Annotated in this window: 9 protein-coding genes; 3 read left to right on the plus strand and 6 right to left on the minus strand. The window is 40.5% G+C overall.

Translation table 11 applies throughout. The features are described 5' to 3' along the window. Positions 1-58 precede the first annotated feature (58 nt). The gene (locus tag AC3E9U_RS02305; RefSeq protein WP_488745288.1) at positions 59-3,037 is read right to left on the minus strand and encodes a M4 family metallopeptidase; all 2,979 of its coding nucleotides are present in this window, start codon (positions 3,035-3,037) and stop codon (positions 59-61) included. A gap of 223 nt (positions 3,038-3,260) precedes the next feature. Here AC3E9U_RS02305 and AC3E9U_RS02310 point away from each other — a divergent pair, with 223 nt between their 5' ends. Genes AC3E9U_RS02310 through AC3E9U_RS02320 form a run of 3 tightly spaced genes read left to right on the plus strand, consistent with a single transcriptional unit; the run spans position 3,261 to position 4,978 of the window. After that, positions 3,261-3,716 (plus strand): MarR family winged helix-turn-helix transcriptional regulator, encoded by a 456-nt coding sequence (locus AC3E9U_RS02310; protein ID WP_488745289.1) that lies wholly within the window; start codon positions 3,261-3,263, stop codon positions 3,714-3,716. A gap of 2 nt (positions 3,717-3,718) precedes the next feature. Further along, positions 3,719-4,351, plus strand: a complete 633-nt coding sequence (locus AC3E9U_RS02315; RefSeq protein WP_488745290.1) for an NAD(P)H-dependent oxidoreductase — start codon at positions 3,719-3,721, stop codon at positions 4,349-4,351. Positions 4,352-4,405: 54 nt separating this feature from the next. Next, positions 4,406-4,978, plus strand: a complete 573-nt coding sequence (locus tag AC3E9U_RS02320) for a YceI family protein (protein WP_488745291.1) — start codon at positions 4,406-4,408, stop codon at positions 4,976-4,978. Positions 4,979-5,028: 50 nt separating this feature from the next. Here AC3E9U_RS02320 and AC3E9U_RS02325 read toward each other — a convergent pair whose 3' ends face one another. The 5 genes from AC3E9U_RS02325 to cobA form a co-directional block, all read right to left on the minus strand. Next, positions 5,029-6,483, minus strand: coding sequence for a TSUP family transporter (locus tag AC3E9U_RS02325; RefSeq protein ID WP_488745292.1), 1,455 nt, complete (start codon positions 6,481-6,483; stop codon positions 5,029-5,031). After that, positions 6,476-7,267, minus strand: a complete 792-nt coding sequence (locus AC3E9U_RS02330) for a DUF2490 domain-containing protein (RefSeq protein ID WP_488745293.1) — start codon at positions 7,265-7,267, stop codon at positions 6,476-6,478. Before AC3E9U_RS02330 ends, AC3E9U_RS02325 begins: the two co-directional genes overlap by 8 nt. Then, positions 7,212-8,861, minus strand: coding sequence for an NADPH-dependent assimilatory sulfite reductase hemoprotein subunit (locus tag AC3E9U_RS02335; RefSeq protein ID WP_488745294.1), 1,650 nt, complete (start codon positions 8,859-8,861; stop codon positions 7,212-7,214). The genes AC3E9U_RS02330 and AC3E9U_RS02335 overlap by 56 nt, the downstream gene beginning before the upstream one ends. A 587-nt stretch (positions 8,862-9,448) precedes the next feature. Further along, positions 9,449-11,107 (minus strand): diflavin oxidoreductase, encoded by a 1,659-nt coding sequence (locus tag AC3E9U_RS02340; RefSeq protein ID WP_488745295.1) that lies wholly within the window; start codon positions 11,105-11,107, stop codon positions 9,449-9,451. Continuing rightward, a complete protein-coding gene (cobA, locus tag AC3E9U_RS02345; RefSeq protein WP_488745296.1) occupies positions 11,097-11,912 on the minus strand; it encodes a uroporphyrinogen-III C-methyltransferase in 816 nt (271 codons plus the stop codon). Before cobA ends, AC3E9U_RS02340 begins: the two co-directional genes overlap by 11 nt. Positions 11,913-11,989: the final 77 nt, after the last annotated feature.

The following is an 11,989-nucleotide window of genomic DNA, read 5'->3' on the forward strand; positions in this document are numbered from 1 at the left end:
GGACATAAAAAAAGCGGATAAAATTACTTTTATCCGCTCTCTCCCATTTATAACCAATTTAGTTGATAATTAACTTTTTAGTTGCTTTCTTACCTTCTGATTCTACATTTAAAAGATACATCCCTTTCTGTAAAGAATTGAAATTGATTTCCTGATTAAACATAACTCCCGAAGAATTAAATACTTTATTGTAAACATTTCTTCCGCGGATGTCAAACAAAGTAATATTTACTTTATCCGAAGTAGTCAATTGAATGTTAACATTCCCGTTTGATGGATTTGGCCATACATTGAACGTTTCAAAATTATTGTCCTGCGTTGAAAGTGTTCCGTTCACAACAAAATTATCGATAATTGCACCTTCCTGAGTTACTGCCTCATCAGAAACAAATTTAAATCTGAAAATGATATTTGATGCAGGTGTTGCTCCTCCATTTCCAAACGGAGCTAAAGTATGACTGTAATTTCTCTTGTTTCCGTTAACTCCTGTACCTCCTAGCGGAGCTGTTGCGTAATCCCCTGTCCATTGCTTACCGATACAATTGAAACAGTCTGTTCCGTTAGGTGTTCTGCTGCTGTTATACCAGTTTGGATCCGCTGAAGTACCTAATACGTTCCAGTTTGTTCCACCATCTGTAGAATATTCAAAATAAATGATATCCCAGTTCGACTCTAAATCGAAAGCCATATCAAAACTAACGGAAGGATTCGAGAAACTGGTTAAGTTGTAACATTGAGACACTAAATAAGATGTAGTGTTATCAAGATAATTTCCTGCTAATTTTGTAGCATACACTTGAGATCCGGCAACTGTATTGCTCAACAACGTTTTTGTTGATGTACCTCTTTCCCAGATTGTATTTGTCTTTCCTGATTCATCGATAGAAACTAAAGCATCAGTTGTAGCGTTGAAAGTGTTAACAACACCTACAGTTCCGTTGTCATTAACTGTTAACACAACTGATTTTGTATTATTTGATGCATTCCCATCACTTGTAATCGTGGTAGTTACGTTTAATGAGTGTGACCCGCGGGTTAATCCGCTTACCGGAATAGGATAGGTAATAGAAGAACAGTTAGGTAAGTTTCCTGTCCATGTACTTGTTGTATTAGTACCTCCGTCAACATTGTATGAAACTGTTACAGAAGAAATCGCAGCAGAACCTGCATTTTCAAACAAGATCGATGCCGAATAAGGAGCACCACATGTGATACTTGATGAACCTGTAATAGATTTAAGAGCAACATCATTTGTTTGTCCCACATAAGCATTACCTACGTTTACAGCCATCCATGCATCCGTTACAGCGATAACTTCAGGACTGCTTGAACAATACAAAGAAGTAGCTACCGCAAGCGTTGCGTTTCTCGCATCTGTAAAAGTAGAGTTTGGTGTTAAATAATCTCTTTCCGCATAATAAGCAATCTGAGAAGATTTTGTCATACCGATACCGGTCACATTGTAAGTATCACGAGTAACTACAGGTGCATTATTTGTACCTGCTTTTCCTGCCGTTAAAATATAGAACCAGTGATTGAAAACCCCACTGTTGTTATGTACTCCACAATTGTCATTACCTGAACCCGGCGTACAGTTTCCATCATCAGCTGTTGTAGTATAATAAGTTCCTTTAAAGGTGTCCGGATTACTTCTTGTATTCGGGTAGCTCATGGAACGCAATGGAGAAGCAGATAATTCCTCACCAATTTTCCATATTCCCAAAGTACCGGGTGAAGCAGTATCCTGACCTGCATTTAAGTTACCATATTTTGCATATTGCTCTATACAAGCTCCCCAAATATCCGAGAAACCTTCATTCATTGCTCCTGATTGGTTTTGGTAAGCTAAATTAGCAGTATATGAACAAACACCGTGACCAATTTCGTGACCGATTACGTCAATTGATGTTAACGGGTTTCCTGATCCGTCTCCGTATCGCATCTCGCTTCCGGTCCATTGTGCATTGTACCAGCCGGCACCTCCGGGAACATCATCGTAGTGTACATAACTTCTGATTCTTCCGTTGTTGTCATCAAAACTGTTTCTGTTAAAAGTATTTTTCCAGAAATCATAAGTTTTCATGGCGCCCCAATGCGCATCCAATGCAGCATTGTCTTTGTTGGCATTATTGTACTCTGCTGTAGTCCAGTTATTGTCATTATCCTCAAAATGAGTTGACGGCATCGTATTGGTTCTTGCACTGTTATAAGTTACAACACCATTACCTCGCGTCATATCCTCAAGATTATATTTGTTGGAAGTCGAATTAAATGTCGTTTCAATTGTTCGGTTTCCACTATATCTGGTATCTGCAGAAGCTGAAACCAGCATCGATTTTTTACCTACAGTAATCGCCTCAACCTGTTCTGAATATGCTTTCATATCCTGACTTGAAATCAGACCATGCGCATGTTTAATGATAGGATTTCGGAATAAAATCAATCCGGTAACCGCATCAACAAAAACCTCTTCTCTCGAAATAGGTTCCATGGCGTAGATGTCATATTTATAGGCTAATCTTACAACGCCTGTTTTAACGATTGGAAAAAGTACTAATTCTCCTTTAGGCATTGAATAGTCGATCAGATTAGCTTGCTGCTGATCTTCCCATACATATTTTGTCGCGCCGGTTGCTTCAATTGCTCTTTGTAATCCGCGTTCCGCAGAAATAGATGCAACTAAAGAAGCTTGTGACGCATTATACAACTCCCCGTTCACAGAAACAGCCTGTCCGTCGCGGGAATGTATGATCAGCGTACCAAACTCGATCTTTATACCTTTATAATATTGTTGGATTCTCTCGTGAGTCATTCCCGTTACATCAGAAGTTGTTCTGATCGTCTGATAGGAATTTCCTTTTTCCAGTTTGTACAATTTCCCGAACTGGGCTATTGCATACTCTCTTGTGGATGGAGCCGCGAGGGTCAGACTCTTTTGATAAGCTGTGTCCTCGTCGTATTTATTTACGACTTGGGCAGAAGCTCCCTCTAAAGACAATGCTGTCAGACAGATTGCTAAAAAGTAATTAATTTTCATGCGTTAAGTTGGTTTTAGTTAAGTCAGGTTTTTATGGTACGCAATATTAATAAAAATTTAACATTTCACATACGTTTCTTTATTTTTTTTTAAATAAGCAATTTAATATCACAAGATTAGCACATCATTACTGGACTTTTTTATTATTAACAAAAATTTAGCATGACATTTGTATATACAATTAAAAACATTACTACATTTGTATCGACAAATTAATCATCGTATGAAAATCGAAGAAATCATAAAATCGACAAAAGAATTATCAACGGCCAAGAAAACCGTTCTTAATATCTTGTATACGCAGAATACTGTTTCCGACAAATTTTCAGAAGTACTTAAACCTTATGATTTGTCAGGAGAACAATATAATGTACTACGAATTCTCAGAGGTCAGAACGGAAAGGCTACCAATATGTGCGATATTCAGGAACGAATGCTGGCCAAAACAAGTAACACTACCCGCCTGGTCGACAAACTTTTACTAAAAGATCTGGTAACCCGTGAAGTATGCCCTGAGAACCGCAGAAAGATGGAAGTAACCATTACCGAAAAAGGAATGGACCTGTTAACCGAACTGGATCCAAAAGTAGAAAACCATGAACAACTCTTTTCCAAAAACCTTAGCAAGGATGAATTGGAGCAATTAAATAATTTATTAGAAAAATACAGAACAATTTAAACATGAGCAATTTCATAAAACATCAAAACTGGCGCTATGCCACCAAAAAATTCGACGCTTCCAAAAAAATATCGGAACACGATCTGGAAATCTTAAAAGAAGCGATTCGTTTGAGCTCGTCTTCATACGGACTTCAGCCATACAAAGTAATCATCGTTGAAAACCCGGAATTAAGAGCAAAATTACAACCGGTTGCCTGGGGCCAAACCCAAATTACGGAAGCTTCCCACCTATTTATTTTTGCCAACATGATCAACATGGGCGAAAAAGAAATCGACAAGTATATTGCGAACATCGCTGAGACAAGAGGAATTCCGGCTGAAAACCTTGCGGGTTACGGTGATTTCATGAAATCCAAAATTATTTCTTTACCTGAAGATGTAAAAAACAATTGGACGTCAAAACAAACGTATCTTGCGCTTGGAAATTTACTGAATGCCGCTGCCGAACTTCAGATTGATGCTACGCCGATGGAAGGCTTCGAAGCAGAAAAAGTAAACGAAATTCTCGGACTAAATGCGTTAGGATTAAACGCGTCATTAATTGCGACCGTGGGTTATCGTCATGAAGAAGATGCAACGCAGCATAATGTGAAAGTCCGTAAATCAAAAAAAGAATTATTTATCAATTTGTAATAATACACCCTAATCAAATAAATTTAAAACAATTAACACAAATCAATTAAAATCATGAAACAATTAAAATCAATTGCTTTAGCATTAGTAGTAGCTTTAGGAACGTTATCAGCTACAGCGCAAACAACAAAAAAAGTAGATGTAACTAAAAGTAACGTTGCATGGGTTGGTAAAAAAGTAACCGGTCAGCACGAAGGAACTATCGCTCTTAAAGACGGTGCTTTAGTTTTCAAAGGAAAAAAATTAGCTGGTGGAAACTTCACAGTTGATATGACTTCTATCAACGTAACTGACTTAAAAGCAGGTCAAGGAAAAGAGAAATTGGAAGGTCACTTAAAAGCGGACGATTTCTTCGGATCTGAAAAATTCGCAACTTCTAAATTAGTTTTCAAAACTATTGCTGCTAAAGGTAATAACACTTACACAGTTACTGCAGACTTAACAATCAAAGGAATCACAAACCCAATTACTTTTGACATGGTTGTTGCTAATGGTACTGCTACGACTAAATTGATGGTAGACAGAACTAAATACGACATCAAATACGGTTCTAAATCGTTCTTCGAAGGTATTGGAGACAAAGCGATCTATGATGAATTCGAATTGAATGTTACTTTAGCAATCTAATTGCCGATACATTATAAAAAAAGCCGCTTACTTTTAAGCGGCTTTTTTATTTAAAAAATTTTAATCAGCATACGGATACTGAAAACAATCACCAAAAAAGCAACGGCAAGTATTGCTGTCTTTTGCGGAAGCTTTCCGGCTGCCTTAGCTGCCAATGGAGCCGCCAATGAACCACCAAGAATCAGTCCCACTACAATGTACCAGTGACTTACGCCTATAGACACAAAGAAAGTCAGCGAAGCGGCAAGGGTAACAAAAAACTCAGCCAAACTCACGGTTCCCACAACATAACTCGATTTTCTGCCTTTAGCTAAAAGTGTCGAAGTAACGATCGGGCCCCAGCCTCCGCCACCGAAAGCATCCAAAAGACCGCCGGAAAACCCTAAGATTCCGGTGTTTTTAATTTTCTTCTTCACGATTTTCTTTCGAAAGGCGATGATAATCAGCCGAATTCCGATAATCATGGTATAAGAAGCTAATAGTACATAGGTAATCGTTTCGTATCTATTCCCAAGATAGATCAGCAGCAAAGCGCCACTTACTGCTCCCACTACTCCGGGAATCGCCAACCACAACAACAACTTCTTATTAACGTTTCCGAATTTATAATGCGAAAACCCGCTGATGCCGCTGGAAAACATTTCAGCCGTATGGATACTCCCGCTAATAGCCGGTAACTTAACTCCGAATAACATCATGCTCGTGGCACAGGTAACACCATACCCCAAACCTACCGCCCCATCTACCATCTGGGCAAAAAAACCAACCGCTATCATCGCGAAAAAGGCGGGCGGAATAGCGCTGGCGAACGAATTCAGGTCCTCAACCGAAATCACCGTCGACAATCCATAACCAAAGAAAAGCGCCAAAAAAACCACGGCGATCTCAAAAGTAAGTTTCTTATATTTTTTGCCTTGTTTTTTTGGCGTTTCTTCAGCTACTAGTAAAGACGTCACCTCATTTAACGAAGCCAATTTCGCCTGAAAATCACCTTTGTGTTTTTCCCTGAACTGATTCAGGTTTTCAATACTGTCATTGATATCATCCGGAATGGCTTCTTCCAGATGTTCCCGTAACCGTCTGGATAAAACAGGTGATTTTCCATTAGTGGAAATCGCAATTTTCAGATTCCCTTTCTTTACGATTGAACCCAGATAAAAATCACACAGATCAGGCTGATCGGCGGCGTTCACCAATAGTTTCCTTTCGTTGGCTTTTTGTTTTATTTCCGCATTGATGACTTTATCGTTTGTGGCGGTGATCACAAAATCGGTTCCCGTCAAATCGGATTCTTCAAAAGGCCGTTCGTGAAAATCAATATGGGGATGTTTCCTCAGCACTTCTTTCAATGCCAATGAAATCTCACTGGCCACCAATTTAATGCTGATATCCGGATTCTGTTTTAATAATGTCTCCGTTTTTTCCAAACCTACATTGCCGCCTCCCACGATTAAAAATCGGGCCGTTTCGGTTTTCAGGAATACAGGGAATAATGTACTACTCATGGTTTTTCTTTTTTATTGTGATGTTATGAAATAATGAAAACCGGATAATGTCCCGATCGTAATAATCCACGCCTGATTTCTGTTGCTGAAACCAGTCCATATATCCAGCTTCCACTGCAAACGAAGGGCTCAACACATAATTCAGTCCGACATAAATTCGGTTCTGATCGAAGGTGTTCTTGACGATTTTATTTCCGACGTTCAGCATAACCTCATCTTTCAGTTTTAAAATAACTTTCTCTTGTTTTTCTTCTTTCAACAGCGGAATATCAAATCCCAACTGATATCGAAACCGGAAATTCGAAAACCGATACCCGCCCACCAGTTCACCTTTTTCAACATCATGAAAAAAACGGGCTTCGAATTTATACCGATGACTAACCGATAAGAAAGCATACTTCTGTTTGTTATTAAAACCGATGTTGGGACGCAATTCGGGTACCATCAAATCGCTTTCGGAATAGGGATCATTCGGACTTTGCAGAAAAAAGGCACCTCCAAAGAGAACATTCCAGTTTTCAACAAACTTATATTCCAAATCCGCACGGAAAAGCAACTGATGCTGTGCCGAAGGATTGATGAAATGCCGTTCCTGGATTTCACTTTTCAGAGTCCACTTCTCGTTAAACGTGAGCGAATTGTAATAACCATACCAAAGTTGTTGTTGGTGCGTTACTTTTTTCTGGGCTTGTCCAGGTGCCTGAACCAATAAAGCCAGCAGAAGGAATTTAATTGGTGCTGATAATCGTTCGGAAGGCGAAATCGCCAAAGGTTTCGTTTTCATGTTTCTCTTTTGTGTAGCGTTCCAGCAAGTGGTCGACTTCGGTTAAAATTTCTGCTTCGGTTTGTTTCTCTTTGTACAGCTTGTTCAGCCTTTCGCCAAACCGGTCGCCGCCTAACATAAAATTGTACTGCCCCGGCCCGGTTCCGATAAAACCTAACTCGGCCACATAAGGTCGTCCGCAACCGTTAGGACAACCCGTCATACGAATGGATATTTCTTCGTTATGAAGCTGGTACTTCTCCAAAATCGGTTCAATTTTCGTAACCAATTCGGGCAGATAACGCTGCGCTTCCGCCAAGGCAAGCGGACAGGTTGGCAAAGCCACACAAGCCATAGAACTCTTACGCAAAGCGCTGTCATGTTTTTCTACTTCGAATTGCGTAATGAGACTTTCCACTTTTGCTTTATCCGCAGCCGAAATGTTCCCTAAAATCAGGTTTTGGTTTCCGCTGAAAATGAAGTTCGACACCTGCAACTGTGCGACTTCAAACAGAAACTGCTTCTGATACGGTCGGATTACGCCATGTTCCACAAACAAGGTGTAAAACCAGTTTCCCTCATGGTTCTGTTGCCAGCCGAAGCGGTCGTTTCGCTCCGTAAACTCATACGGTTGTTCCGGTAACAACTCAAAACCAATGCGGCTTTCCAATTCTTTTTTGAAACCTTCCACCGTCATTTTATCGACCGTATACTTCAATCGGGAGAACTTACGGTCGGAACGGTTTCCGAAGTCACGCTGTACGGTCAGAATTTCATAAACGGCTTTCAGGGTCTTTTCTTCTGTATCCGTAAAACCTACAATGCTTCCCAAACGCGCATAGGTATTTGGGTTGCCGTGCGTGGTTGCCAATCCGCCTCCTACTGCAATATTGAATCCTTTTAACTGGTTGTTTTCGATAACGGCAATCAATCCAATGTCGTTGGCAAATACATCCACATCATTGCTTGGTGGAATCGCGATGGCAATTTTGAATTTCCTTGGCAAATAACGGTCTTCATACAAAGGATCGGCTTCCGCGGAACGTTCGTAGATCTTTTCGCCATCGACGAAAACCTCATAATACGACTGTGTTTTCGGTAAAAGCAAAGTCGAAATTGTATCGGCATACGCATGGATTTCCTTGTGCAAAGGCGACAACTGCGGATGCGAACTGGCAATTACGTTTCGGTTCACGTCGCCACAAGCGGCAATCGAATCCAGTTCGGCCAGATTAAACGCCTGGATTGTCGGTCGCAACTGATGTTTCAGCAAACCGTGCAACTGTAAGGTCTGTCGGGTTGTGATTTTCAAGGTTCCCGTTCCGTATTGTTCGGAAATAGCGTGGGTCGCCAACCATTGTTCGGCATTAATAACCCCGCCCGGGATGCGCAGACGGATCATGAAGGAATACAGTTTGTCCAGCTTCTTTGCCGCTCTTTCTGCCCTGCGGTCACGGTCGTCCTGTACATACATCCCGTGGAATTTCACAAGGGTCTCATCATCAGGCCGGACATTCCCGGTAAAATTGTCTAAATCTATACTCTCTTTTAAGGTGCCGCGCAAACCATCGCTTTTGGTTTTTATGGCTTCTATGGGTGATAATTTTTCGTTCATTGTGTTTAGTTTATGGCTTACAGTTTATGGTAATCCACTGTTACCTGATAATTGTCAACTATTAATAATCCTCTTTACTATGTACCTGACGTATTTTTATACGTTCCGAACCACTTTTAATACGGTACCCGACGTGTTTTAATACGTTCCGAACCACTTTTAATACGTTACCCGACGTGTTTTAATACGCTCCAAACCACTTTTAATACGGTACCTGACGTATTTTAATACGTTCCGAACCACTTTTAATACGTTATCCGACGTATTTTAATACGCTCCGAACCACTTTTAATACGTTATCCGACGTATTTTAATACGCTCCGAACCACTTTTAATACGGTACCCGACGTATTTTAATACGTTCCGAACCACTTTTAATACGTTAACTGACGTATTTTAATACGTTCCGAACCACTTTTAATACGGTACCTGACGTATTTTAATACGCTCCGAACCACTTTTAATACGTTAACCGACGTGTTTTTATACGTTCCGAACCCTATTTACCACGTTACCCAATGTGGTTGACTATATTTCGAACGTCATTTACCACGTTACCCAACGCGGTTGTATACGTTCCGAACCACTTAATACACGTCTTTTTGATATTTTCCGGCGGTTTCTAATGCTTCCAGTACTTCTTTGGCTGCTTCATTACTGATATTTCTTTCGGAAGCAATGACCTCAACAATAGTCTGTTCCACATCGGTACTCATTGGATTTTTTTGCCCGCAGATGTAAAGTGACGCACCGTTTTGCAGCCATTGATTGAATTCCTTACCTTTCTCGCGGATTCGGTCCTGCACATAGATCTTTCGTTCCTGATCTCTTGAAAAAGCAGCATCGAAGCGGGTCAGCAACCCCGAAGCGATCCATTGTTGGATTTCCGTCTGATAATAAAAATCCAAGGCAAAGTGCTGCTCTCCAAAGAATAACCAGTTTTGACCTTCAACGCCTTCAGCATCACGATGCGCCAGAAAACTTCTGAAAGGCGCAATTCCGGTTCCGGGGCCAATCAAAATGATATCCGTTTCATCCGAAGGCAATTTGAAGTTGTTGTTCTTATGGATGTAGAATTCAATTTCACCCTCCGTTGGGAAATCTGCAAGAAACTGCGAACATAAGCCCGTTTTATTATTACCGTCAATGGAAAAAGTATTCTTGTTCACGGTTATATGTACTTCGCCATCATGCGCGTTAACCGCCGATGAAATGGAATACAAACGAGGGGCAATTGGGTGAAGTACGGCAAGAACATCTTCAAAGGAAACGGTTTTCGGCTTCTCAAATTTTTTCAGAATGTCGATCAAATCAGATTTATCTTCAGCAATGGTAATTCCAAACAATACAGAAATCGTTTCAAGTGATTTTTTACCCAATCCGCGTATGTTTTTATCAAAAAGCATCCCTTTTTTGGCATTTTCATCAAAAAAAGATAGTATTTCATCAATTTCCTGTTCGTTGTTTTTCGGATAAAATCCGATAGCATCACCCGGTTCGTAAATCACTTCTTCGTTTGGGGTAATTTCGATGTGATAGGTTTCCTTGTTGGATCCTCTGTCATTTAAAATGATTTTATGCGATACGATTCCTCTGAAATTTTTCTTGTGATTTGCTGAAGCAACAGTGTTTTTTATAGTCGTTTCGGAGGGTGCACCACTTTTTAAGAACGCCTGCTCTAAATCGGATTCCCAATTCGTAACTGCTTCGGCATAATCGACATCTGCTTTTACTAATGGCAGAAATCGTTGTGCCTTTTTCTGCTCCAAAACCTCGTCCAATAAAACGCCCGCGTTACAGAACAACGGATAGGACGAATCGCCTAAACCTAAAACGGCGTACTTTAGTTGATTAAAACTTGTATCAGCTGCTTTCAATTTCTCATAAAAACCTACAGCATTTTGAGGAAACTCGCCTTCTCCCTGCGTACTTACAATGAAAAGCACCAACGTCTCTTTCTCCAGTTTAGCCGCATCAAACTGAAAAATATCGGTCGACTTCGCCTGGATCTTCTTCTTTTTGAAATTTCCCAATAGCTGTGTTGCTATCTTTTTGGCGTTACCGGTTTCGGTTCCGTAAACAATCAGCGGTTTTACAGTAACAGCAGTTTCAGATTCCTGATTGGGAACAATATTGCCTTGTCCTGCCAGAAAACCAGCCAAATAGCCTTTGGTCCATAGGATTTCATCCTTGGTAGATTGTTGCACTAATTGCTGCAGCAATGTTAGTTTGGTATCAGATAACATGTTGAAAAATCGTTTTATGGTTATCAAAATAGGATTCGGAACCGCTTTGCTCCTTTATCCAGTTAAATTGGTCGTGAAGCTGAACGACGTTACCTATAATAATTAGGGTTGGCACGTATTCAAAGTCGGGAAACTCTTTGGTTTGCAAATCTTCAAAAGAGAAAACTGTGGTTTTCTGATTTGGTGTAGTTGCCTGCTGTATTACTGCGATTCCTTTTGAAGTACTGATGCCGTTCTCAAGTAAAACTTCCGTTAAAGTATTCAAACGTTGTCCGCTCATGTAAAACACCAAGGTATCGGAAGTGGTTGCCCAATCCTTCCACTGACTTGGCAATACATTCTTCAGATCATAAAGCGTCAGAAAGCGCACGCCTCGTGAAAAGCCTCTTGCCGTTAACGGAATTCCGGTATACGAAGCCGCACCAAAAGCCGCGGATATTCCCGGAATAATTTCATACTCTATTTCGTTAGCTTTCAGCACCTGCAGTTCATCCAAAATATTGGAAAACAGCATGGAATCACCGCCTTTTAAACGTAGAACCAGTTTCCCCAGTCGGGCGAATTCTACCATCAGTTCGTTAATGTCTTCCTGGGGCGTGTGAATCCCTTTGGAACATTGCTTACCTACATATATTACAGTCGCGTCTTTGTTGGCATATTCTTCAATAAGTTCCGGTGAAACTAAACGGTCGGTCAGTACCACATCAGCTTTTTGGAGATACTTAAGGGCTTTGAGGCTTATCAGTTCGGGATCACCCGGTCCGGCGCCGGCCAGAATTACTTTTCCTATGTTTCTTATTTTCATCTTTTCTTGATTTTAGGCATGAGAATTCCAGGCTCACTTGTAAAAGCAAGGAAAAATCACACAATATGTATTAGGTT

Source organism: Flavobacterium sp. 21.1, assembly GCF_057801535.1.

Bases quoted from the DNA above. Each gene is read 5' to 3' on its own strand.
- AC3E9U_RS02305 (WP_488745288.1), bottom strand. From the start codon at position 3,037: ATGAAAATTAATTACTTTTTAGCAATCTGTCTGACAGCATTGTCTTTA.
- AC3E9U_RS02310 (WP_488745289.1), top strand. From the start codon at position 3,261: ATGAAAATCGAAGAAATCATAAAATCGACAAAAGAATTATCAACGGCC.
- AC3E9U_RS02315 (WP_488745290.1), top strand. From the start codon at position 3,719: ATGAGCAATTTCATAAAACATCAAAACTGGCGCTATGCCACCAAAAAA.
- AC3E9U_RS02320 (WP_488745291.1), top strand. From the start codon at position 4,406: ATGAAACAATTAAAATCAATTGCTTTAGCATTAGTAGTAGCTTTAGGA.
- AC3E9U_RS02325 (WP_488745292.1), bottom strand. From the start codon at position 6,483: ATGAGTAGTACATTATTCCCTGTATTCCTGAAAACCGAAACGGCCCGA.
- AC3E9U_RS02330 (WP_488745293.1), bottom strand. From the start codon at position 7,267: ATGAAAACGAAACCTTTGGCGATTTCGCCTTCCGAACGATTATCAGCA.
- AC3E9U_RS02335 (WP_488745294.1), bottom strand. From the start codon at position 8,861: ATGAACGAAAAATTATCACCCATAGAAGCCATAAAAACCAAAAGCGAT.
- AC3E9U_RS02340 (WP_488745295.1), bottom strand. From the start codon at position 11,107: ATGTTATCTGATACCAAACTAACATTGCTGCAGCAATTAGTGCAACAA.
- cobA (WP_488745296.1), bottom strand. From the start codon at position 11,912: ATGAAAATAAGAAACATAGGAAAAGTAATTCTGGCCGGCGCCGGACCG.